We start from the raw sequence: 23,385 nt of genomic DNA, 5'->3' as shown, positions 1-23,385 counted from the left end.
GAAAATTGAGATAAGCATGTTGCGTCGTATTCAAGTTTTTAAATTCGTCTTCTTAACTTTGGTGGCTAGCACGCTCGTTCTTGCGTCTTTAGGTTTGAGTCCGCTCGCACACGCACATCGTTTTCATGCCGGCATCACTGATATCAGCATGAATCCCAATACAGGCAATACTGAAATCGTGCATACCTTCATGGCGCACGACGTCGAAGCGCTGCTAGAAAATTTATATCAACGTCAATTTGATTTGAGCGACCCAGAAGATATTGCGGTGTTCAAAAAATATTTCGAAAAGCAATTTGCGATGGCTGATACAGCCGGTATTTTGCCGCTGAAGTGGGTGGGATTAAAAGTTGATCCTAATAGCGTGATTGTGTTTCAAGAGTTAGAACAGCGTGCCTTACCTGCGCAAGTCAGTATCCGTCAGGCAGTATTAACGGATTTTTTGATTGATCAAGTAAACACCTTAAATATCACCCAGAACGGAGTGACGCAAACGCATACCTTTACACGCAGTAAGCGCGAGCAGCAATTACCTTGATTTGATCGCCTAAGAGTATGAGCAACTAGCGCCAGTTGGCGCTTTTTTTTCAGTTAATGAATTAATTTTTAGAATTTTATTTTAATTATGAAGCAACGATTATTGGTTGGCTTGATTGCCACGATGTTCCATCAAAGTGTGTTTGCGGACGACTCCGTTTTGCATCGTGTAGCGATTGATGGTTCTAAGATGAGTCAATTAGGTTTGTTGGATGCCGCAAATGCAGGCGTGATTGGTAAAAAAGAATTGGCATCAATGACCACCTATCGTCCCGGTGAATTACTCGAATCCATTCCTGGTTTGATCGTAAGTCAACACAGCGGAGAAGGAAAAGCGAATCAATTTTACTTGCGTGGTTTTAATCTCGATCACGGTACTGATTTACGCACGACGCTCGATGAGATGCCCGTGAATCAACGTAGTCATGCACACGGACAAGGTTGGACTGACTTGAATTTTCTCATCCCCGAATTAACGGCACGCATGGAATTCAAAAAGGGTCCTTATTCATCGACCACAGGCGATTTTTCTGCGGCGGGTAGCGCTGCCATGCTGTATGCCAATCGTTTGAGTCAAAGTATCGCCAGCGTCACTTTGGGGCAAAATGCTTATCGTCGTGCCTTGCTGGCTGCCTCACCAGATTTCGCAGACGGAAGTTTATTGTATGCGCTGGAGTTGAGCGGCAATGACGGTCCTTTTGTGAACCCAGACAAATTTAAAAAAGTAAATGCCGTTCTGCGTTATAGCGAGGGATTTGCGAACAATGGATTTAGTCTTAGTGCAATGTTGTATCGCGGCAAATGGAATGCAACTGATCAAATTCCCTTGCGCGCGGTAGAACAGGGCGATATCAGTCGTTTTGATACGATTGATAATACTGATGGCGGTGAAGCGCATCGCTATAGTTTGTCGGGTACTTGGCGTCGTACCGCGACCGATGATGCATCCAAGATTAGCGCGTATTTGATTAATACGGGTTTGGATTTGTATTCGAACTTTACCTATTTTATGGATGATCCGATTAATGGTGATCAGTTCAGCCAGCCAGATCGCCGCGTGACCAGTGGATTGAATGCAAGTCATACTTGGCATTCGCATTTGAATGGAAAGAACACTGACTTCACAATCGGTACTCAGCTGCAAAACGACAATATTTTTAACGGCTTGCATAAAACCAAAGCGCGTCAGCAATTATCGACAGTGCGACAAGACCATATCGTTGAAACTAGTCTAGGTTTGTATGCTGATATCAGTACCCGCTGGAGCGAAAGTTTCCGGACTAACTTTGGTGTACGCCACGATCAGTATCGTTTTCAAGTCGACGGTGATCGACGTGAAAATTCAGGCAAAGCCAATGATCACATTACTAGTCCAAGCGCCAGTTTGATTTTTGGCCCATGGAATAAGACAGAATTTTATTTTAATCTGGGTACAGGTTTTCATAGCAATGATGCTCGCGCCACTTTGACTACAATCGATCCACAAAGCTTGGAACCCACAGGTAAATCGCCTGGGCTAGTGCGTGCGCGTGGAACGGAATTAGGTATGCGTACCGAAATAGTGCCGGGCTTACAAACTTCGATATCGCTGTATCGACTTGATTTCGATTCCGAACTCAGCTTTGTAGGTGACGCTGGAACAACCGAAGCAGGGCGCCCAAGTCGTCGTCACGGCATTGAGATTTCTAATTCTTATCAAGCCAATGATTGGTTATCGATTGATTTTGATGCCGCCTATGCCAAAGCGCGTTCACGTGATTTCGATCCTGCTGGAAATCGTATCGTCGGCGCGGTTGAAGGTGTTGCGCAATTATCTGCAAGCGTCGATAAACTAGGCGCTTGGTCGGGCGCACTACGTTTACGCTATTTTGGTCCGCGTGCTTTGCTTGAAGATAATTCAGTGCGTTCCAAAGCAAGTAGCACCTTGAATGGACGTATTGCTTATAAATTTAGCCCAACACTCAAATTGGAATTGGAAGGTTTCAATCTAACTAATCGTCGTGCTTCTGCGATTGATTATTATTATGAATCGCAGCTCAAAGGTGAAGCGAGTCCAAAAGAGGATATTCATTTTCATCCTCTGGAATCACGTTCGTTCCGTTTGATGTTGGTGAAGACGTTTTAAATAATTGAGCGTATTCGTTCGAAAAAAAGCCAGTGGGACTAATGTCGCACTGGCTTTTTTATAATCGATGTCTGCGCGAATATGTGCATCCGCGCAGAAGTACTAGTATCAATACCTTATTGGATCGTTGCCAACACACTAGCGCCACTCATAGCCGCATAGGCTTTGATCAATAAATAGTAAGTGCCTGCTTGTGGAGTAGAAATCGTAATGGTTTCGGCATTGGTTGAACCATCGGATTTTTTGTCGTAGACAGTGGTGCTTGGTGCTGCACCAAATTTGGCATAGATATCACCATCACCAGTACCACCTGACAATTTGAAAGTCAGTGAAGTTTTACCCGCTGGAACGGAAATGGTGTAAGTCTTGGTCGCATTTTTCGCTAGACTACCAACGCTGACTGCAACGCCGCTAGTCAACACATTTCCAGGAGTTGTTCCTGTTTGATAGCTAGCTACTAGAGAGGCGCCGCTTACGGTGGATGCCGCATTGGTGAGCAAATAATAGGTGCCGGCGCTTGGTGCTGCGATCGTGATGGTTTCTGTGTTTGTCGCGCCATCTGATTTTTGTAAGTAAGAAGTGGTGGTCGGTGCGCTGCCGAGCTTGGTATAGATATCCAAGTCACCGCTGCCGCCAGTGGTTTTGAATGTCAAATTGCTAGCACCTGTTGGCACGGCAAAGGTATAAGTTGCTTGCGCATTGGTCGCACCATTGACGGCGACTGCCACATCTTTCGTTAACACTGTCGTAGCTGGCGGCAAACCAGGACCATCACTACCCAACTCAACCGCAAATGAGGTTGCTAAGCGCCCAAATTTTAAGGCATGATTTGCTTGGCTACCCATGTTCGCATAAGTATCGCCAGTGCCATGAATGCGTGGATTACTCTCGCTCATCGCGGTTTCAAATGGCATAGAAGTCGCATAGCCTTGGGCGTGCCAAGATGCGTGGTCTGAACAGCCGTAACCGCAGCTGTCATAGCCAATCGTGAGGCTAGGTTGATATGTGCTGATCAAGTTGGCGACAAAGGTATTTTGGCCAGCATTGGTGTAATCGGTGTACAGGTAAATATCTTTAGCTGAGCCTTTGTAGTTAGTCATATCCAATTGCATGACACCGACCACATTGACGCCGTCTGCTTTAAATTTTCTGGCGATTTCACCTGAGCCTTTTAAACCGACCTCTTCAGCAGCATAGGCCATAAATTTGATGGTGCGGCGTGGTTGGTAATTGCTCGCCAACATAACCCGAATTGCTTCAGTCAAACTAGCGATGCCTGATGCATCGTCATCTGCGCCGGGTGCTCTGGTGGTCTCGGTGGTGCCAGCGGTGTTGATGGAATCTTGGTGACCACCAAGTACCACAACTTCTGATGCGTTATCGCTACCTTGGATCGTTAAGATCACGGATTTCTGTGGGAAGCCAGTGTGTGTGAATTGTTCTACCGTGACATTGCTACGACCACTAGCGAGTTGTGTCCATTTATCTTTAATCCAATTAGAGCCATTCACCCCACCCGTGGTGGTGTAGTAGCGATTCACGAATGCGGAGAGATCAACGATGGTTTGACCAATATTACTTGCCTGCATTTGCGTTAATAGTGGGTTCACGATGGTTTGATTGTCGATGCTGTACGACGGTGCAATAGCCGCAATCGCCGGCGCAAAACCATTCGCGGTGTTACTCAATGAATTGAGTCCAGTCGTTTCGCTATCATGCGCGATAAAGCCGCCACAACGTTTGAGTTTGTTATGGATGACGCCAGATAAAGCTTGCATCATCGACTCGTTGATCTGAACTAAATGGACGCCTTCACTTTTTGCAAAACCGGCAGAGCCCGCATTGACCATACGGCTTTCTTTGATCACCAGTTTGGGTGAGATTTGTTTTAGCTCATTAAAAGCCGCATCACCGATGGTGATCCATACTTTTTTTTCAGCGCTAATTTCCGTGGTACTACCAGTAACGCTGGCTGAAGCGCTTAGGATTAAGCTTAGCATTACGCCAGATATTATTTTCTTTTGCATATGTCCCTCCCGGACTTTTTTGATATTGATTTGATGATGGTGATGAGCATGATTGTTTCGACTTAGAGAATGAGCGCTTCATTTCGCTGCACTGATTTGTGACGTATGAAGTGTCTATATCGATTCGATTTTTTGACAATCAGCAGCGAGTAGAACAGAGAAAGAGATTGACGGAAAGTTATCAGTTGTTTTTTTAGAAAAATCAAATAAGTGATTTTTGTCTTTAAACCAAACAAAATTTTGCAAAGGAATCATCTACCCATGAAATCGATACGCGACACTGATATACCTTGATTAATACGAAATTGAGTTGAAAAAAGTAAATGGTATTAATATTTTTTATGTGGTAATGATCACAATATAGTTCAACTCATCATTAAGAATGCATGGCGTAGCTTTTGTTTGACTCGATGCGTCCGATAGACTCAGTCTAGTTTTCATCCAACATTTTCTTTGAGTGGTATTAGCGCAAACGGATACTGACAAAATTAAATAGAAGCTGAAATCACGAGATTTTCTGTCTGTAAAGCAGCCGCTTTCGGTATCATGCTGCCGATAATCATCTTAGGAAATCTTTATGCAAGCGCACTTGGAATCTCAACAATTGTCGTCCCAAACTTCACCACATATCGCTTTAGTGACTAGCGCGGAATTACCCGATTTATTCGGCGGTGAACAATTATTACCGGCAGCATTAGGTGCTTTGGGGGCACAGGTATCGATTTGTATTTGGACCGATCCGCAAGTGCAGTGGCAATCCTTTGATGCGGTGATTATTCGTTGTCCTTGGGATTACCATGAAAAGCTGTCCGATTTTTTGACTTGGCTAGATCGCCTGCGTGCATTGAAGGTCAAGGTCGTGAATGATTTAGATACCCTTGCATGGAACCTGAATAAAAAATATTTGTTCGAGTTAAGCCAACAGCAGTTAGCTGTGATTCCTAGTTTGTGCGTCACGCCAGATCAACAAGACAGTCTTACAGAATTGATGGCGCGATTAGATAGTCCGCAGATCGTCGTCAAACCAGTTCAGTCTGCTGGAGCGTGGCGCACTTTGCGTGTCAATGCAGACAATCTATTAGAAGCCGAGCGTGATTTTTCGATCTGGCGACAACAGCAAGATTTTTTGGTGCAGCCATTCATGCCAGAGATTATGTCGGAAGGCGAATGGTCTTTGATTTTCTTTGATGGCGAGTTCAGCCATGCTTTGCTCAAGCGCGCTAAGGCGGGGGATTTCCGTGTGCAGTCAGATCACGGTGGTACGGTACATGCAGTTGAAGTATCGGCACAGATGCAAGCACAAGCACAAACGATTTTACATGCCTTAAAGCGAATGCCTTGTTATGCGCGAGTGGATGGCGTGTTGCGCGATGGTCAATTTATGTTGATGGAACTAGAGTTGTTAGAGCCAGAACTATTTTTAGAATTAGACCCGCAAGCGCCACAGCGTTTTGCGCAAGCGATTATGCGCGCATTGTCTGGGTCATAAACTTTACAATGCCAAGCCAAGTTCGCACAGTTTGCTCACAGTATTGATGTTACGTGCGGTGCCATTTTTCGCCGCAGGGATTAGCAATTTTGAAGTTGCCATCCCTGCACCGTAATAGACGTAAAGCGCACCATCACCACAAGCCAGCTCTTCATCTCGCTTATTTTTCACTGCATCGATGATTGCCGTGGTGATGGGTTCATCCAAAAATAGACAGACACTACGATTACCTTCTTTATCGGCAAATGGATTGTCGGCTAGTAGTTTTTGTAGCTGTTGGGGTGTTCGTATGAAAACCCCGACAAACTTACCCGCATAATCGGCGAGTGCTTTTTCTAGTAAGTCTTGGCAAGCCTTTGCACTTAGCTTGCTACTAAAAATCACATTGCCACTGGCAATATAAGTTTTTACCTGTTGAAACCCAAGCGCCTCACACATGCTAAGCAAATCTTTCATCGGCAATTTGCCAGTGCCGCCAACATTGACGGCGCGCAGTAAGGCGATATAGGTATTGCTTGGGCTTGGATTATTCATCTAAGGATCTCTGTAAAGCTTAAGCCATCGTTTTACGCGCTGGCAATAGTAACGACCGCAGCAAATAGCGACAGTGAAATCAGTGCAATAAATAGCAATGCAATGGTGCGCCATAGGGTTGCGAAGGTTCCTAAGCTATACGCATGCCGCAATTGTGCATACATATGTACCGGTGGAACGAAAGCAAATAACAATGCTGCAATCATATTGAACTCAAAGTAAGTCAGTACAGTGATCGTACTCATCAGAAAACACATGAAAGACAATGAGTAGAGCGCAAATACGGCATGATCAAACATGACAAATTTTCGATTGAACGCGAAGAGTAACCACAGGAATGGCAAGGTCAGCGGTACTAATAGGAAAGCCAATCCTGAAGCATTCTTCTTCATTTTATACAGCGTCAACTCTGGGTTACTTTTTGCATGGTCGATGAGGTCGGCGACATAGGGAATAGATGACGAATTTTGAATATCTATATCTGTCCCAATACCTTTTTTTGCCTTCTCATTAGCGACACTACTCGCGCTTGCCGTGGTATCAGATGATGTATTTGATGCTGTACCTGGGGACTGGTCGTCGCCATTTTTTATGGCTTTTAAAGCGTCCTCAATTTGTGAGTTTTCTTGTTCTTTAGCTTTATCCTTTTCGCCAGCCGCGATTTGTTTTTTTAAGTATTTCACTTCGCGCTCGGCGAGTTGAATACGCGGATTGATTTCCCATGGCTGTAATTTTTCGATAGGTAGAGTTGCCTTCAATGCGCTATCGTCTTTTGCTTGTTCACTCGCATTTTGAACAGAGCTTGATGCTGCATTTTCTTCAAGGCTTGCACTAGCATTAGTACTGACACTTGTCGTTGCTTCAGCAGCTACATTCTCTTTTCCTTGCCTCTTTAATTTGAGTTTCGCTTCTCTCAGTAATTTGAGATTGGCTTCGGCAATAGCTAACTCTTTATTGAGTGCTACCAGATCTTTTTTCTTCCCATCGCTTTCATTGAGTGCATCTTTTAACTTTCGAATTTCAAATTGCGCATCACTGATTTCAGATTGCAATTCGAATGCGTCCGCGCCATACGGACCTTGTTTTACTTGCTCTGCAAGTTGTTGGTTCAATTTCTCTTCTGCATTACTTAACTCTTTGACGATTTCTTCACGTGTGTTTGTGGCGTTCAGCAGCGCATTATTCGGCCCAGTCGTCGTGATTGAAAAAATGAAGAACATAAAGAAGATTAAGAACAAGAACAAGGCAAGTGGTGACACAAAAGATGTGCGTTTACCCTCGATGTATTGCTTGGTCAAATGTCCCGGTCTAAAAATTAAGGCTGGAATAGTACGCCATGCTTTCGTGTCAAAATGCAGAATGCCGTGCAAGGCTTCTTCCACCATATGCAATAAAGAACGATGAATGTGCGCAGATTGACCACAGGCATGACAAAACGCCCCCGTAAGTTCGGCGCCACAGTTGGCGCAAGTTTTATTTGCGTGATCATTTTGATCGCCGTGATCGTCCTTATGGCCGCTTGGCGATTTGCCGACTTCTTTACTTAGTTCATCGCTGACCATGATGGCTGTTAATGCTTCACCCGCACCGCTGAGTTCAATTCCCATGACTTACCTCAAATTGTTGAGTTAGAGATTGTGCCTTATTCAGCTTTGAGTCTCAAGAAAAGCATCGTTGATGATGAAAAAAAAAGCGAATCTGCGCAGAACGCTGACTCGCTTTTTTACTTGAATGCACTTTAGGTGATGCGCTGGGTAGAGTTTGTATTGATCAAGCTCTAGCGTCTTTCACTTTCTCGACGCGTCTTTGTAAGACAAAAATCGGCTGCGCCCATTCAGTGTCTTTCTTTTTCTTACTTGTAATCAGCGTTAATTCAGATGGGTCATAGACATCGGTGTTATGTGTCAATGGTGTCGTCATCAAGTATTGGGCGTCGGTATTTTTTAAGAACTCACCGACTAATTGAATATTACGAATATCCAAATGCGCAAACGGTTCATCAATGAAGACAAAGCCGCCGGAACCATCTTCTGATTTCAAGAGCCCGATCAAGAGAATCAAGGATTTCATCACCTGTTGGCCGCCCGATGCTTCACCATCGTTCATGCCGATAGGTCCTTTGCCATCAAATTTGAAACGCACGTGTAAGCCTGCTTGCGCCAGCATTACATCGTCATTTTCTAGTTTAACGGGATCGGTGTGTACTTCAATGCCCGCCAATTCGCCCAGTTGTTTGATGTTTTTACTATAGGTCTTAATTGTGTAACGTAATCGGTCCATGTACGCTGCACGTGCGTTGACGGTCGCTTCCATTGCCCGATTGTTTTGGTAGCGTCGCTCATCAGTTTCTGCTTGGCGGTTTTGCAGCAAATTATTCAGACGTGTGTATTGGTCAACCACCGTAGAGTCAGTCTCCCAGTCATCACGTGCCAAGTTATTGCCTAAACTACGCAAGCGCAATTCGACCTGATGGACGTTTTCATGCTCTGCCACCAGTTCTTTTCGATGTGAACTACGCTTCCAATTGAGTGGCAAGGTATGCCAAGTCTCGCGCATACTACGCAGCGTTTCAAACTGTGCTTTGCGTTCTTCAGCATGACGTTTTTCTGAAATACGTTGTTGTGATTCGGCGTCGGCAATTGCTGCCTTCGCTTGTTCCCACTTTAGGTGAGCAACAGTACGTTGTTCGGTGGCGGCTTTTAGTAGCGGTGCGATTTCACCAAGACGTGTGCCGACTTCGATGCGTTGTTGTTTGAGCGGCTGTGTATTGCGCGACGCTTCTTCAAACTCCGCGTGACGCGCGCTTAATTCTTTGGCGGCATCGACACCCGCTAGGCGCGCTTTGTAAGATGAAATTTCACCGGCTAATTTGCTGATTTTGATCGTCAGTTGATCTTCTTGTGATTGCAAACGTGGCAGTGCTTTTTGTAGAGCTTCTAGACGTTGGGTGCGACCCGCATTACCAAAGCGGTAGCGTGACACTTCCACGAACAAAGAACGACCACCACGACGCTCGAAGTGATATGCATCTGGCGTAATCCATTCTTGTGACTTCGGCAGTTTCATACCGATATCAATACTGTCGACTGTTTCTATACGTTCTAATTGTTCGATCAACCAAGCGGGTGCTTTGGCATTAAAACTGACGACGGATAATAAACTATCGTCTTTCACTACTGGCGCATTGATGCGATCAGGTACAATGAAATGGCTGTAGCGTTGCTTCTCGCCGATGCGATAGGCAGCGCTGGCATCACTAGGATTGTCGAGCAGAATGACCGAGGTATAACCGCGCAGCACGCCTTCCACCGCGCCTTGCCATTTGGCATCGGTGACTTCGACGATCTCTGGCAACATGCTGTGCGGGATATTCGCTTCATTCAAGGCACGGCGCATTTGTCGCACGTTCTCTGGGTCGGGCAAACTGGCTTTGCCTTGCAGGGCAGAGATGGTTTCCATATCCGCAGCAATCCGTTGACTCAAGGCATCGCGCTCTTGTTTTTGCTGCGCCAGTTCTTCTTCTTTCTTTTCTAACTCATCGGCGATATTCGCAATGTCGGCATCGGCTTCGGCGGCGAGTTTTTGCAAACGCGCTTTTTGTTCGAGCAAGCTTTCTTGTGGTTTAAGCTTGGCATTGACTTGTGCGAGTTTTTCACGCAGGCTCGATTCTTCGGCTTCTAAGGCGGCTTCTGCTTGTTGTGCTTCGCTATGATTTTTTGCTTGTTGTGCCAGTGCTTGACGACGCTCAGACAGCGCTTCGTCCTGCGCCTTTAAATGACGCTTGCTGGCGCGTAATGCCTGACTAGTCGCTGCTGCACGTTCCAAATCTTCGTGGTATTGCAAGGTTGGTAAAATCTCCTCCTGCAAGTCACGTTTTTCTTTGTTCAAACTTTCCCATTGATGGAAATTGGCGACCTTTAAACGCAAACCTTCTAGGTTAGTTTTAGCACCTTCGAGTTCGGTTTCAAAACGTTGTAGTTCAGATTCGGTATCGCGTTGATGGCGCTTCGCATCATCGTAGGCATCTAATACTTCTTTATCGCCAAATACTTGGAAAACCAGATCAAGCAATTGACGTGGTGCATATTCGCACAGCTTATCGGTTTCACCTTGTTCCAGTGCCAGCACTTTACCCATCGCCGATGATAAGCCTGCGTGCGACAAACGCTTGCGGTAGGTTTCTACACCCAGCCAATCGTTTGCTTCTTGAATCTCTTCAATTTCGATGCGACCGCTGCGCATCAGATATTGGCGTTTCCAATCGCCGCCATTTTTTTCGATTTTGCACAGTAGTGTCACTTCGTCTTCATACAGACCGGACATACGGAAAGGGCGGTTCGAAATTTGCGGACCGACTGCACTATTATCGACCACAGCGCGTATCCAAGCGGTTTGTTGACCAGAGTGACGTGCGTAGTGTTTGTAAGAACGTCCCATTGAACATTCCAAACCAAACAAGGTACGCAAGGCATCGAGTAGTGTGGTTTTGCCAGAACCATTTTGACCCGCAATTGTGATGATCTTAGCGTCTAGCGGGATATTCTTAATCCGTTGCCAGTAATCCCAATGAACCAGTTCGAGTGATTTGATATGAAACATGATGGCTTATTCTTTTTCTGTGATGTTAAGTGTAGCGTCGCTGGAATCTGATTCCGAGCTTGTGGCAGAAGTTTCCTGATTGCTTAGCTGAACAGTTTCAATTGGTTCATTCGGCTTTTCTTCGGTGCTCTCAGCTTGTTCAGCTTCGATCACCGCTGGCGTACGTGGCATAGGAATATGGAAGATATCAGACAGTGCGCCATTGATGATGCGATCTTTTAGCGCATCGGTATCCATCAATAAATCTAACAATGGGCCTTCCATAATCAGGTCGGATTTACGTTCAATAAATCCCAAACGCGCTAGTTGCCCCAGATTCATATCCATGCGTGTTTTCTTACCTAGTTTTTCGCCAAAATCCGCGAGCAAGGTACGGTAAGAAATACCGATTGAAGTATCTTCGGCGCGCGGTAAGGGTTTTTCTTTGCCGAACATATCGTTCTGATCTTCTTGCGCCATCTGATGCGCTTCTTGTCGTTCACGTTTCGGCAAAATAATTAATGACCACAACACGACTAGTAAGGCGACGCCATCACGCGCTAAACCAAAATTATTGTTCTGCCAGGTGTCTTTGGTGCCAAACACTTTCGACTCGCTATCACGGGTTAAGGCCAGCGTGACATAGTCAGCGTAGACATTATCAACAAACTTCATTCCGCAAGCTTTTAAGCGTGCATCGACATCCATCCGAAAATTCTCATCAGATAATGCGCGCTTAACTAATTTGTCTTCGCGACGTAAGGTCTGGTGTGCCAACAAGCGCGCGATTAGGATTTGTGCATCTTCGTTCATGGAAATTCTCTATCTAAAAAACAGTATTGGTAGCAGTGCAGAGTGCAGCGCTGTATTGCAGCCAAGCTCTGACAGGTGACACTACTACCATCAAGTAACTACGATTGATCTGCATTAACTTGGATTACTTGGCTCAATTGGCGGCTTTTCCAAAGGCACTAGGCTCGCTACAGAAATCGCTGCGACATGTGGATCAGAGACCTTTTGCATCTTATCTTTCGATGAAAATTCTAAAGGTAAGCGTGCCAAGGTCGCAGTCGCACCTTGTAACGAAGCCTCGTTCGCATCGCCAATCAAAGGCAGTAGTGATGCCCGATAAGAGGCGATCGCGAAGCTGGCAGGTAATAAGATCTCTTGCAATGGTTTTGGTTTCTTCGTTTCTGGGTCTAGCGTTTTGCCATCAATTTGGCTGAGCAAATCAAGCCAGTGGTCGAGTTCTAATAAGGCTTCGCTATTATCGTTGGCAATTGATGGTGCATCTTGGCCTGTAGGCAGCACACCAAGCACAGCCGATCCGCGATTGCTGAGTAGTTCGCTTTCTGCCACATCGATCATCTCTGATGGGGTAATGAAGTGTGGCGTGACGGGATGCGATAAAGCGCCGTCGGCAAGTGAGGCCAAGTCTTCGCGCTGTAACAACCACATTTTGATATCGGTCGTGGACAAACCTGATTGCCCAAGGTGTACGCGTTGCCGTTCGATTTGATTCAAAGCGCGTGAGAACATGCCTTGCATATTCAATAGCGCACTTTGGGCACGACCAATTGCTTGCGCGGCGCGATGCGTTGCCGAATCTGCGCGACTATCGTTGGTGATTGCGTGGATAATCTGCGAGCCTTTTTCCACCCAATCACAAGCGGTATGCCATTTCTGTTGTGCTGTGCGTAATTGAAACTCCGAGCCAGATGCAATCGCATCAGAGAATTCTTCTGTCAACTCGATCAAGCGACCGAGTAAATGATGTAACTGTTCGACCGAGACACCACCGACAGCTTGCGCTCCCGCTACTTGCGTCAACATATAGCTGACTTCGGAAGGATCTTCTTGTTGTTCCACTTGAACTAAAGATTCGATCGCCGCTAACACATTGCGTGCCATTGGTGCGATACGGTACACCGATTGGCTAGGGTCCCACACCAATAATCCGGTGCTACGCAAGCGGGTCAATACAGTTTCAAGCGCTTCTGGTTCCAAATAACCTAACTTGGCATTGATGTCAGCGCGGCTGAGCGAAGGCGAATCGACATCGGCCGTCAACTCGCGCAAAACCAGCAGGCGCATTAAAACACTGTTGATGCCACCGTGAAATAGCGCAGTGAAGGCTTGCAGCATAGGCTGCGCGCGCCGCAAAGGCGCGAGAGCAACAACATCATCGGGAGTTAAGCTGGATTTGAAGTAAGACTTGAGACTTAAATCGTTCTGATCGGATAAATCGTCTTCTATTCTTACTATGGATTCGTCATCAAAATTTTGCATGCCGCATTTTACCTTCTTGAGGGCGGCTTGAGTATTGGCAGAAAAATACTAAAAAACGATTGTTGTTTTGCGACGACTGGCAAGACTCAATGAGACAAATCCAAGCTAGATGCAGCTTCATCTGTTTTTGAATTGCTAACTTTTGACGAAAAAATACGCACCGATAAATGCAAATAAGTCAGCTAACAGACATTTGATTCCCCACATGAGCAAAAACCATAGAACAAAATGGTAAAAATTGAGTGAGTCAGTGGGGATATTTGCCAATTTAATTAAAAATTTAGAAATTAAATACGCTAAGAAGCCACTAAAAAAGACGGTCCATGACCAATTTTTGAACGTGAACATGGTGTTTCTTCCTTTCTTGTGAACCAAATTTTTGGATTAATGCTGGTTTTTTGGTTGATTGAATGCTTCGGCAACTATCGCCTTGTTTTCTAGTTCTCTTGGATCAATCTGTTTTGCTTGAACTGGCAAAACAAGGTCGAATATTTTCGTAACAAACTTCAACATGCCAAGCAATACGAAAAAGAAAACAAGGAAGTAAGTCCAGTTTAATGAAGCTTGATAAAATCCTGTCGTGCCTAGTAAGAAGGCGGAGAAGAATCCGGATAAACCATAAATGCCGACTTCTCGAACAAGGGTTTTGAATTTCATTGTGAGAACTCGTGGTGTGGTTGATAAGAATTTATGTGATTTGTATTAACTTATCATATCTATACATGATTCAAAATAAAAACTTCCAAATTGTGTGGAACTAGTCGGTCAGGGCAAGGTAGGTACGTCAGTGTTGCATCAGTCAACACAATTTGTGTCATAAGGAATAGTCATGAATGAACAAACGCAACAAACTCAGCAAATAGCCACCCTCGGTGGTGGTTGTTTTTGGTGTACCGAAGCCGTTTTCCAACAAATCCGTGGAATCCATACTGTGGAATCCGGTTATTGCGGAGGGCACGTGCACAACCCAAGTTACGAACAAATTTGCACCGGTACCACAGGACATGCGGAAGTGGTGCGTTTAGTGTTTGATCCGGACGTGATCACCTATGCAGAAATTCTCGAAATCTTTTTTACGATTCACGATCCCACTACGCTTAATCGCCAAGGCGCCGATCAAGGCACACAGTATCGTTCGGTGATTTATTATCATGACGATCAGCAGAAAAAAGTGGCGCAAGAAGTGATGCAAAACATGCGTCAGGTTTGGGACGACCCCATCGTTACCGAATTAAGTATGGCACCGCAGTTTTATTTGGCTGAGACTTACCATCAAAATTATTTCCGCCAACATCCACAACAGGGTTATTGCGCTTTTGTGGTGGCGCCGAAAGTAGCAAAGGCGCGCAAGTTATTTGTTAGTAAGTTGCACAACTGATTAACAAACCGGTCTTTAGGTTTTTGGCGAATTCTAAAAGTGCGGTATTTCACTGCTCATTATTGTGCGTAGAAATGAAAATTCTCTCGTTTTAAAGCATGTTATGTGAATTACTTGTTCCAAATATGAACCCCGCCATTGTGACCATGCTTTGCGTGAACTTTCATATCCACCAAAACCATTTTGTAATGTGGTGTTAGGTGGTGCCAAGTCCAAGTTCCAGCTCTTGAATTGGGATAAAGCATATCTGCGATTGCAAAATGTTGTGGTCGTGAAGCAGTTTTCAGTTTCACTTTCTTACCAGATGGCATGATCCCTTGCTCCTTATCCTTAAGATCATTGCTCATTTGTACTTCGGAGGCATCTTTGACAGGGTATTTCCACTTGATGCTGCTTGCCTTGATCTTATTCCCGGTTGCGTTGTTGTATGCATTGATAATCGTTGATGGATTTTTTTTGAAGTCAATATTGCCATCTCCATCCAAGTAATAGACAACGTTTTTATACTCAAAGCCGTTAGAATCACCGGTGTAGTCAGTGTTGTAACTATAAGTATTTGGTGTCCGCGCACGTTGAATAATCTCGGTCACGTTGTCGTTAAATCCAGGAGTAAGTCCTATAATTTGCTTAAATTGTGCTCTAGTTTTTACACCAGATAGCCACGCCATGAATCTTTCAGGCAACGAGGAAGGGATATCAATTCCCGCTTTTTTACAGTGATATGCAACTAATTGCATAAAAATATTGAATAGTAGTCCTGTTCCATATGGCGTCGTTGTCTGCAAAGATCGTTGGATGCCTTGATCTGAAAGTTCGTGCCAGTCAATTAATTGCTCTTCTGCGCCTGCATCATTTTCAGCACCATGATCTGACTCATCTGTTTCTGGCGAGCTCACAATAAACACGTCCTCTGTATCGTCTTCGATACTACTAAATAGTGGCTCGTTGATTTGCGTTGGTAAAGTGATTTCCTCGGGTGTCAGTTCTAATATAGTCACTAACTGAATGGAATCACCAACTTTCAAGACTTGAACTTTATATTTCCCACTGTCTAAAGAGTAACGAGCTGATATATAGCAGCGAAAACGATCCGTTGGGTAACGAGACACTTGAACTTCGGTACCTAGCCCTAAATCCTTAGAAACCATTCGTTGTAGTGTTTGAGAGGCATGTGCTTGAATTGCGTTGGTCTGATTAGTATTTGAAATTTGGGGTGTGTCTTTGCTCTGTAAAAGTGCCTTTGCTCCCATTACATCTGCTTCGCTTTCTAAACCCGCATCATCATTAATTGGGATACCAGATTTCATTTGTGTTGTTGGCATCACCCTATCTTGTGCCTGTTGCACGACATGCCATGCCTCATGCGGCAAGTGCTGTTCTTGGCCCGGCCCTAAATGAATCTCGTTTCCTTGCGCGTAAGCGTGGGCGTTGAGTTGGGCTGGTTTGTCGGAGTTGTAATGAACTTTGACATGATCCATGCTGATACCGGAGAGTGATTCGATTCCGCTCTTTAATTGACGAGGCAAACCAGAACCTGTCGCTGGGCTCAAGTTCGTCTCATCTGATTTTGCTTGTAGCGGTTCTTCATCGTTCACTTTTTGCACGGTAGCCAACATTGCTTGGACTGGCTCTTCCTCTTCGATGCGTTGGATTGTGGACTGTGTCATCAGGTTTTGCATCGCTTTGAGCTGTATTGCGCTTGCGCTAGTTTGGGTCATGTGCTGATAAGCTTGCAACTGATGGATTTGTGCGTTGCTTGGGTATGTCGCCTGATTATTGCTTAGCTGAGCGCCAGCATTTCGCTTTGGTGAATCGCTCTCACCTCGTTGCAATGATGCTTTTGTGCTCATACAGACCTCAAATAGTTAAAGTAAATCTGAAAGTGGCAAATCTTTAATTCAATAAAAATAGCAAGTTGTATGCCAAAATTGGTTTGATCTTTGTTATTCGTATATCGAAGCTTGTTTATGTGAGCATCGGTATTTGAACTTGACTAGCGGTACTTAGACTAATGGTGATTGATGTAATTGAATGTCAGATCATATGCAATAGGTCCGCAAATTACATGTAAATCGTTGACCAAACTAAACGGCGATGAGATTCACCTTAGTACCCCCGACACATCACCATAGGTTAAGATACTGTCTTTTCCCATTATTAAACTGAGTTCAGCATGATTATTGAAAAAGACAGCGCAGTGACCATTCGCCTTACGGTAGTTGACGGCAAAGGCAAAGTATTAGAAAGCGGTAAAACACCGGTCGCGTATTTGCACGGTTATGACAATCTCTTACCAAAAATTGAAGAAGCACTACAAGGTCAAGAAGTCGGTTTTAAATTGTCGATGAATTTGTCGCCAGAAGATGCCTTCGGTGTACGTGATGAAAGCTTGCTCAGAACGATTTCTAAAAAAGATTTCCCGCCTGGTATCAAGGTTGGCGGCATGATGGAAGGTTACAGCGAGACAGGTGAACAGATGGTGTACACCGTGCTGAAGATTAAAGGTGATCAAGTCATGTTAGATGGTAATCATCCGCTCGCTGGCAGCTCTCTAAAAGTGAATGTGCAAGTGTTAGATATTCGTGCCGCTACTGCAGAAGAAATCGCACATGGTCACGTACACGGCGAACACGGTCACCATCACTAATCTGTCAACACGGTCGTCGATCTAGTTTTAAGCAGATTTGCGACGATTCATTTTGTTAGGATTGACATCAAGCACCATAGATGATTTCTGTGGTGCTTTTTTATTTGGTCAATGCAACGCGCAAGCGTAGGCGATCGTGTTCGTGACACTAGACTTGATTAAATCAAAAATTCTCATGCATCGATACAACTGTGCTGAGTACTTTTTTGATATGGCGCAAGGTTTCGATATCCAATCACGTGAAGCTGACATTTTTTAACAATTCACTTTGGGGTTCTCAATATACTTCCGATCCAAGAAAGCCAGCTTTTTAGAAAAAAATTTTAAGAAGAAGTTTTGTTATTTCATATCGTATTTTTCTAAAGCTAGTGATCTATCACGTCCACAAGATTGATTACGAAGTAGAGAGCTTCAAATGCGTCAGAATTTACCGGTCACGCAAGTTGAGTATGTCTTGCACGAATCAGAAACCATCGTCTCTAAAACAGATTTGCACGGCAATATCACTTATGCGAATGACGACTTTATTCGTATCAGCGGCTACACAGAATCCGAGCTCATCGGTGCACCTCAAAATATACTGCGACACCCAGATATGCCAGCAGAAGCTTTTGCTGACTTATGGCACACAATTCAAGCTGGAAAATCCTGGACCGGTTTAGTAAAAAATCGCTGCAAAAATGGTGATTTTTATTGGGTCGAAGCGACCGCAGCGCCACTCATTAAAGACGCAAAAGTGGTGGGTTATACTTCGATTCGCGTGAAGCCTTCACGACAACAAATCAATGCCGCCGAAACCGCATATCGTGCCATTAAAGACGGTGATCATCGCTTGCAGATTCATGAAGGTGCAGCGATACCACGTCGTCGTTGGAGCCCATTGCAATGGCATGCACAGCTGTCTATTTCGACACGCTTATTAAGCTTCGTTGTGTTGATGGCTCTGCTTAATGCAGCGATTGCGTGGTCTAGCTATAGCGGTAGAGTGAGTGGCAGCAGTGATTTACTAGGATTCAGCTTGGCGATGTGCGGCATGGTGATGGCTATTACCTTTGGGCTTAATTGCTATCAATCGATTATCCCACCTTTGCAGCGAGCCGCCAGCGATATCGCCGTCATGAGTGCCGGTGATTTATCTGGAAAAATTCAATCGCATGGCGCAAATGAAATCGGTCAAATGACGCAATCCTTGCGGGTATTACAAACCAATATCAAATTATTGGTAGGACAAATCAAGCAAGCTACCGAACAAGTTAGTCAAGGCGCCAATGAAATCGCGATCGGCAATCACGATTTATCAGCACGTACGGAAACCCAAGCCAGTTCATTAGAAGAGACCGCATCATCGATCGAAGAACTCACTTCTACTGTAAAACAAAATGCCGATAACGCGCATAAGGCAACTGATATCGTGGTCGAAACCGCTGCCTTTGCAGATAAAGGGGGGCAAGTGGTGGCGAATGTCGTGCAGACGATGGGTTCGATTAAAGAGAGTTCAGCAAAAATTGCCGATATCATCGGAGTGATTGATGGCATCGCTTTTCAAACCAATATTCTCGCCTTAAATGCGGCAGTCGAAGCCGCCAGAGCCGGTGAGCAAGGTCGCGGCTTCGCAGTGGTAGCCTCAGAAGTCCGTGCGCTAGCGCAGCGCAGTGCAAATGCCGCGAAGGAAATCAAAACATTGATTAACGATTCGGTAGAAAAAGTCAGCTTGGGTAGCCAACAAGTTGATGAAGCAGGCAAAAACATGACGGAGATTGTCAATGATGTAAAACGCGCGGCCGAAGTCATGCGCGACATCACCATTGCAAGCCATGAACAAAGTGCGGGCATCGATCTGATCAATCAAGCGATGACGCAAATGGACGATATGACACAACAAAATGCCGCGTTGGTGGAACAAGCTGCGGCAGCAGCAGACAGCATGAAAATGCAAGCAATAGGCTTAAGTGAGTTGGTGAATACCTTTAAATTAATCAAAGGAAATCAAGTCGCCACGACACGAAGTTCAAGTATCCGCTTGCATGGTGTTAGTCCCGAACAAACGCTTGTTGTCGCGCGTAGCCAAGTAAAGCGGCTGGCGTAAAGGTTGATCTTAGTTGCAGAGTCGTTGCCGAGTCATTGCTAACTTATTGTTGACTCGTGTCGAGCTTGAGTCACGTCGACCTAATAAACGATGATGCAAAGCTAAGCAAGCGGATGATTCTGAGCGGTCGAAGCAACGTCCATTCTGATTAACTTGGCTACTTGTGTCCTAGCCAAACAATTTCTCTACAAGCTTTCACTCCCAAATTACGCAGCCTAGTCATCGAATTTGCCATTTGATCTGAATCAGATCGAATCGGTTTGCGTTTGTCTTTAAGATCGTGATTTTCATTCAGATTTCGAATGATCGTGTTTTCAAGATGCTTGGGGATGTGGGCATGATAGATAAATTTGCGACAGGGCAGTATTACGGTAGGAATGCATTTGATCGCCGTTTTTCGCGTATTGGATTGAGTCATTTACAGGCGACGGTGCCTGAGTACGATGTGAAAGAACATAGTCATGCTGGAGCGCATATCGTGTTGGCGACGCGCGGGCGCTATTTGACTTCGGCTTCGGGACCTCAACGCGAGGGACCAGTTTTAGTTTTTAATCCACCTGACGTGGTTCATCGTGATCGCTTTGCGGGTGATGGTGGTTGGTTCTTTGCGATTAGTTTTGATACGGATGAGTCGCGAGAACTCTATGAGCAAATCAAGCTGCCTGATTTCGCACTTCGCTATCATGATCCACAACTCATCAGAAAAGCATTTGGATTGCTCAAAGCCGCTTCTTCGCGTGACGCGCTCAAGCTTGATTTGGAAGCGCTTACTTTGAATGTGTTAAGTAGCATTAACACGAAAATTCCCTTGTCGATTAACGCGCCACCATGGTTGCAACGTGCGCAAGAAATGATCGCTGATTTATCGGATCAAGATTTGGGCATCGCTGATATTGCGGATGCGATTGGCGTGCATCGTGTCTACTTGGCACGCCAATATCTGCGTCATCTCGGCTGTACGCCAGGCGATGATTTACGTCGGCGTCGCGTCGAGCGTGCCACTCAGCTGATGATGACTAGCAATCAAACCTTGAGTGATATCGCGCTGAGTTGTGGATTCTGTGATCAAAGTCATTTAAATCGAGCATTCATGCAGCAGTGGGGATTGACACCGACCAGTTTCACCAAGCTCAGTGACCAAAAAGCTGGTTTCAAATATCCAAGACTGCATTGATTTCTTCGCTCAAGATTGAGCTTATTCAAACGAATAAATGAACGATTTAGCGAACTAGCGAATGGAGATTTGATATGAAACGACAACCTGCCTTTGGATTTGTGATCTGCGCGATGCTATGGAATAGCTATGCAATAGCGCATCCCCAAACTGATAAAAATGATTGGGTGAAAGCATCACCCGCAACGCAAAAATTAGATGCTGCAAAACTGGCGGCGATGGACGAAGCGATTAAGAAGGGAACATTTCAGCAGATAACGAGTGTCTTGATCGCTCGACACGGTCAACTCGTTTATGAGGCATATTATGATGACGCTGGTATAGAAGCGCTGCGTAATACCCGTTCTGCGACCAAGACGGTTACTGGAATGCTGGCAGGAGCAGCAATTGATCGCGGTCACATGAAACTCTCGACACCTATCCTTAGTCAATTAAAGCCAAAACAAGCATTAGAAAATCCAGATCCACGCAAGGCAAAAATTACGGTTGAAGATTTATTAACCATGAGTTCGATGATGGAATGTGATGATCAAAATCAGTTCTCTCGTGGCAATGAAGAGCGCATGTATCTGATTGAGGATTGGGTCAAGTTTTACCTCGATTTGCCGATCAAGGGCTTTCCTGCCTGGATTCCAAAACCTGCGGACTCTCCTTATGGTCGCTCGTTTAGTTATTGTACGGCTGGGTCCACCACCTTAGGCGCAGTAGTGCAAAGCGCGAGCAAAATGCCGTTACAGGATTTCGCAAAAAAAGCGCTGTTTGCGCCTTTGGGCATCACGAAAGCGGAGTGGCAATTTTCTCCTTTAGGCTTAGCACAAGGCGGTGGTGGCTTGGGCTTGCGTAGCCGTGATCTTTTGAAACTCGGACAGTTGCTCGCCAATGGCGGAACATGGCAGGGACAGCAAGTGTTGTCTGCGGCGTGGGTGAAGGCTTCAGTGTCACCGCAAGCGCAGGTTGATGAAGGGCGCAATTACGGCTATTTTCTATGGTTGTATCCGTACAGCGCAAAAGGCGTGAAGCATCATTCGTATCAAATGGCTGGCTCGGGTGGAAACAAAGTCGTAGTTTTTCCTGATCTTGATATGGTGGCGCTGGTGACGACGACCAATTTTGGCGTACGCAATCCGCATCAAATTACCGACAAACTGATTGCTGAGCATATTCTTGGCGCGCTGGAATAAGTAAAAATTAGAGTAAAAAATAAAGGAAGCCTTGGTCGCTTAGAGTGCAGCATTGACTCGTGGCAAATGAAATGACACTAACTCATTTGCCGCAAGCGTTTCTGTAAAAAACCACGAGCTGTCTGATCATTACATAGACCGATCGCTTGCTGGTAAGCGTGCTTTGCAGCATCGCGATTGCCACATCGCTCATGTAAATGTGCGCTGGCTGCCCAGTACGGTTGGTAGTGGTTTAGACGCTTTTTCAATTCTGCGTTGTTACTTAGTTGCTCTAATTGGGCGAGGGCGATTTGTGGCTCTAAGATTTCTGCCAGTGCCACGGCATGATTGATCGCCACTACAGGTGAATCGGTCAGTTGATAGAGCTGCGCATAAAGTTTGTTGATAGCGTGCCAGTCGGCTTTGCCTTGGTGTATGCGAACCGTGTGGGCGGATTGAATCGCTGCTTCAATTTGAAAACGTCCAGATCTTTGCATGCTACTGGCATGACGTAAATAATGTTCCGCTTGTTCGATTTTTTTGAGATCCCATAATTCACAATTTTGCTCTTGCAAAGGTACGTAATTGCCATCCACATCTTGCCGTGCTGCGCGACGTGATTCGGCATAAAGCATTAAGGCGAACAAACCAAAAACTTCAGGTTCTTGCGGTGCTAGTTCGCTTAATAGTTGCGTCAGCCAAAGTGCTTCTTCTGCCAGATTGCCGTGTTGAATATCTCCATCGCTGCTTTGCGACCATGCGGTGGTGTAGATGCTATAGATCGCATCGAGTACGGCATCCAACCCATCGCGAATTGCGCTTTGATCGGGAATGTTGAAACGTATGCCCGCCACACGGATTTTGTGTTTGGCTCGAACTAAGCGTTGCGCCATATTGCTGGGCGCAATTAAAAATGCTGATGCAATGCTGGCGGCATCAAAGCCCAATAGGGTTTGCAGCATCAGTGGTGCCCGTATGTTGCGATCGATTGCTGGATGCGTACATGCAAACATCAGTGCTAGCCTTTGGTCAGGTATTGCGAGCGGATCGCATTCGATGACAGCTTCGTCAAGCAGATAACTGAATTCTTCTTGATGCTGACGTTGGGTTTTTGCGCTACGTGCCTGATCGATTAATTGACGACGTGCGACAGTAAATAACCAAGCTTCGGGATTGCTTGGGGTGCCTTGCTCTGGCCAGTTTTTTAATGCAATTTCAAATGCTGTGGCAAGCGCGTCTTCTGCACTTGCCAGATCACCAGAGCGAACGGATAGCATCGCCAACAAACGACCATAACTACGCCGTACTAATGCTTCAATTAAGCGCGGATCGCGATGGTCATTTTGTTTTTGCATATGGTT

General features: G+C 45.3%; 17 protein-coding genes. 8 read left to right on the top strand and 9 right to left on the bottom strand.

Annotation, left to right across the window (positions count from 1 at the left end; all coding sequences use genetic code 11):
- Positions 1 to 16: 16 nt before the first annotated feature.
- Together IE103_RS10850 and IE103_RS10845 are read left to right on the top strand one after the other, a co-directional pair.
- Complete coding sequence (locus tag IE103_RS10850) at positions 17 to 538, top strand: DUF6702 family protein (protein ID WP_229827228.1); 522 nt, start codon at positions 17 to 19, stop codon at positions 536 to 538.
- An 87-nt stretch (positions 539 to 625) separates the two neighbouring features.
- The gene (locus IE103_RS10845; protein ID WP_189346121.1) at positions 626 to 2,662 is read left to right on the top strand and encodes a TonB-dependent receptor; all 2,037 of its coding nucleotides are present in this window, start codon (positions 626 to 628) and stop codon (positions 2,660 to 2,662) included.
- 116 nt (positions 2,663 to 2,778) lie between these two features.
- On the opposite strand, the gene IE103_RS10840 is transcribed toward IE103_RS10845, so the two are convergent.
- Positions 2,779 to 4,689 carry a M20/M25/M40 family metallo-hydrolase gene (locus IE103_RS10840; protein WP_189346120.1) on the bottom strand — a complete coding sequence of 637 codons (1,911 nt, stop codon included), beginning with the start codon at positions 4,687 to 4,689 and terminating at the stop codon, positions 2,779 to 2,781.
- A 577-nt stretch (positions 4,690 to 5,266) separates the two neighbouring features.
- On the opposite strand from IE103_RS10840, the gene IE103_RS10835 reads away from it, so the two are divergent.
- Positions 5,267 to 6,178 carry an ATP-grasp domain-containing protein gene (locus IE103_RS10835; protein ID WP_189346119.1) on the top strand — a complete coding sequence of 304 codons (912 nt, stop codon included), beginning with the start codon at positions 5,267 to 5,269 and terminating at the stop codon, positions 6,176 to 6,178.
- A gap of 3 nt (positions 6,179 to 6,181) precedes the next feature.
- Here IE103_RS10835 and IE103_RS10830 read toward each other — a convergent pair whose 3' ends face one another.
- The 6 genes from IE103_RS10830 to IE103_RS10805 all read right to left on the bottom strand — a co-directional run bounded on the left by IE103_RS10830 (position 6,182) and on the right by IE103_RS10805 (position 14,236).
- Entirely contained in the window at positions 6,182 to 6,712 is a 531-nt protein-coding gene (locus IE103_RS10830) for a DUF1697 domain-containing protein (protein ID WP_189346118.1), read from the bottom strand.
- A 32-nt stretch (positions 6,713 to 6,744) separates the two neighbouring features.
- Complete coding sequence (locus IE103_RS10825) at positions 6,745 to 8,319, bottom strand: DUF3667 domain-containing protein (RefSeq protein ID WP_189346117.1); 1,575 nt, start codon at positions 8,317 to 8,319, stop codon at positions 6,745 to 6,747.
- Between the two features lie 163 nt (positions 8,320 to 8,482).
- Positions 8,483 to 11,311: an ATP-binding protein gene (locus tag IE103_RS10820; RefSeq protein WP_189346116.1), complete on the bottom strand. Its 2,829-nt coding sequence runs from the start codon at positions 11,309 to 11,311 to the stop codon at positions 8,483 to 8,485.
- A 6-nt stretch (positions 11,312 to 11,317) separates the two neighbouring features.
- On the bottom strand, positions 11,318 to 12,103 hold the full coding sequence (locus tag IE103_RS10815) for a hypothetical protein (RefSeq protein WP_229827227.1): 786 nt from the start codon (positions 12,101 to 12,103) through the stop codon (positions 11,318 to 11,320).
- A 114-nt stretch (positions 12,104 to 12,217) separates the two neighbouring features.
- The gene (locus tag IE103_RS10810; RefSeq protein ID WP_189346115.1) at positions 12,218 to 13,579 is read right to left on the bottom strand and encodes a hypothetical protein; all 1,362 of its coding nucleotides are present in this window, start codon (positions 13,577 to 13,579) and stop codon (positions 12,218 to 12,220) included.
- A gap of 384 nt (positions 13,580 to 13,963) precedes the next feature.
- Positions 13,964 to 14,236 carry a hypothetical protein gene (locus tag IE103_RS10805; protein WP_189346114.1) on the bottom strand — a complete coding sequence of 91 codons (273 nt, stop codon included), beginning with the start codon at positions 14,234 to 14,236 and terminating at the stop codon, positions 13,964 to 13,966.
- A gap of 172 nt (positions 14,237 to 14,408) precedes the next feature.
- On the opposite strand from IE103_RS10805, the gene msrA reads away from it, so the two are divergent.
- Entirely contained in the window at positions 14,409 to 14,957 is a 549-nt protein-coding gene (gene msrA, locus IE103_RS10800) for a peptide-methionine (S)-S-oxide reductase MsrA (RefSeq protein ID WP_189346113.1), read from the top strand.
- A gap of 110 nt (positions 14,958 to 15,067) precedes the next feature.
- Here msrA and IE103_RS10795 read toward each other — a convergent pair whose 3' ends face one another.
- On the bottom strand, positions 15,068 to 16,807 hold the full coding sequence (locus tag IE103_RS10795) for an eCIS core domain-containing protein (RefSeq protein WP_229827226.1): 1,740 nt from the start codon (positions 16,805 to 16,807) through the stop codon (positions 15,068 to 15,070).
- A 323-nt stretch (positions 16,808 to 17,130) separates the two neighbouring features.
- Here IE103_RS10795 and IE103_RS10790 point away from each other — a divergent pair, with 323 nt between their 5' ends.
- From IE103_RS10790 to IE103_RS10775, 4 genes are all read left to right on the top strand, one after another.
- Positions 17,131 to 17,604, top strand: a complete 474-nt coding sequence (locus tag IE103_RS10790) for an FKBP-type peptidyl-prolyl cis-trans isomerase (RefSeq protein WP_189346112.1) — start codon at positions 17,131 to 17,133, stop codon at positions 17,602 to 17,604.
- Between the two features lie 415 nt (positions 17,605 to 18,019).
- On the top strand, positions 18,020 to 19,690 hold the full coding sequence (locus IE103_RS18595) for a methyl-accepting chemotaxis protein (protein ID WP_189346111.1): 1,671 nt from the start codon (positions 18,020 to 18,022) through the stop codon (positions 19,688 to 19,690).
- Positions 19,691 to 20,027: 337 nt separating this feature from the next.
- Positions 20,028 to 20,864, top strand: a complete 837-nt coding sequence (locus IE103_RS10780) for a helix-turn-helix domain-containing protein (RefSeq protein WP_189346110.1) — start codon at positions 20,028 to 20,030, stop codon at positions 20,862 to 20,864.
- 74 nt (positions 20,865 to 20,938) lie between these two features.
- Positions 20,939 to 22,045, top strand: a complete 1,107-nt coding sequence (locus IE103_RS10775; protein WP_229827225.1) for a serine hydrolase domain-containing protein — start codon at positions 20,939 to 20,941, stop codon at positions 22,043 to 22,045.
- 77 nt (positions 22,046 to 22,122) lie between these two features.
- Here the strand turns inward: IE103_RS10775 and IE103_RS10770 are convergent, their stop codons facing one another.
- The gene (locus tag IE103_RS10770; RefSeq protein ID WP_189346109.1) at positions 22,123 to 23,379 is read right to left on the bottom strand and encodes an RNA polymerase sigma factor; all 1,257 of its coding nucleotides are present in this window, start codon (positions 23,377 to 23,379) and stop codon (positions 22,123 to 22,125) included.
- Positions 23,380 to 23,385: the final 6 nt, after the last annotated feature.

The organism is Affinundibacterium macrobrachii, assembly GCF_014652415.1.
GTDB lineage: Bacteria > Pseudomonadota > Gammaproteobacteria > Burkholderiales > Burkholderiaceae_D > Undibacterium > Undibacterium macrobrachii.
Note: the sequence above shows the minus strand (reverse complement) of the source record. Positions and strands in the feature narration are given on the sequence as shown.

Bases quoted from the DNA above. Each gene is read 5' to 3' on its own strand.
- IE103_RS10825 (WP_189346117.1), bottom strand. From the start codon at position 8,319: ATGGGAATTGAACTCAGCGGTGCGGGTGAAGCATTAACAGCCATCATG.
- IE103_RS10795 (WP_229827226.1), bottom strand. From the start codon at position 16,807: ATGAGCACAAAAGCATCATTGCAACGAGGTGAGAGCGATTCACCAAAG.
- IE103_RS10775 (WP_229827225.1), top strand. From the start codon at position 20,939: ATGAAACGACAACCTGCCTTTGGATTTGTGATCTGCGCGATGCTATGG.
- IE103_RS18595 (WP_189346111.1), top strand. From the start codon at position 18,020: ATGCGTCAGAATTTACCGGTCACGCAAGTTGAGTATGTCTTGCACGAA.
- IE103_RS10790 (WP_189346112.1), top strand. From the start codon at position 17,131: ATGATTATTGAAAAAGACAGCGCAGTGACCATTCGCCTTACGGTAGTT.
- IE103_RS10815 (WP_229827227.1), bottom strand. From the start codon at position 12,103: ATGAACGAAGATGCACAAATCCTAATCGCGCGCTTGTTGGCACACCAG.
- IE103_RS10850 (WP_229827228.1), top strand. From the start codon at position 17: ATGTTGCGTCGTATTCAAGTTTTTAAATTCGTCTTCTTAACTTTGGTG.
- IE103_RS10770 (WP_189346109.1), bottom strand. From the start codon at position 23,379: ATGCAAAAACAAAATGACCATCGCGATCCGCGCTTAATTGAAGCATTA.
- IE103_RS10840 (WP_189346120.1), bottom strand. From the start codon at position 4,689: ATGCAAAAGAAAATAATATCTGGCGTAATGCTAAGCTTAATCCTAAGC.
- msrA (WP_189346113.1), top strand. From the start codon at position 14,409: ATGAATGAACAAACGCAACAAACTCAGCAAATAGCCACCCTCGGTGGT.
- IE103_RS10830 (WP_189346118.1), bottom strand. From the start codon at position 6,712: ATGAATAATCCAAGCCCAAGCAATACCTATATCGCCTTACTGCGCGCC.
- IE103_RS10820 (WP_189346116.1), bottom strand. From the start codon at position 11,311: ATGTTTCATATCAAATCACTCGAACTGGTTCATTGGGATTACTGGCAA.
- IE103_RS10845 (WP_189346121.1), top strand. From the start codon at position 626: ATGAAGCAACGATTATTGGTTGGCTTGATTGCCACGATGTTCCATCAA.
- IE103_RS10835 (WP_189346119.1), top strand. From the start codon at position 5,267: ATGCAAGCGCACTTGGAATCTCAACAATTGTCGTCCCAAACTTCACCA.
- IE103_RS10780 (WP_189346110.1), top strand. From the start codon at position 20,028: ATGATAGATAAATTTGCGACAGGGCAGTATTACGGTAGGAATGCATTT.
- IE103_RS10810 (WP_189346115.1), bottom strand. From the start codon at position 13,579: ATGCAAAATTTTGATGACGAATCCATAGTAAGAATAGAAGACGATTTA.
- IE103_RS10805 (WP_189346114.1), bottom strand. From the start codon at position 14,236: ATGAAATTCAAAACCCTTGTTCGAGAAGTCGGCATTTATGGTTTATCC.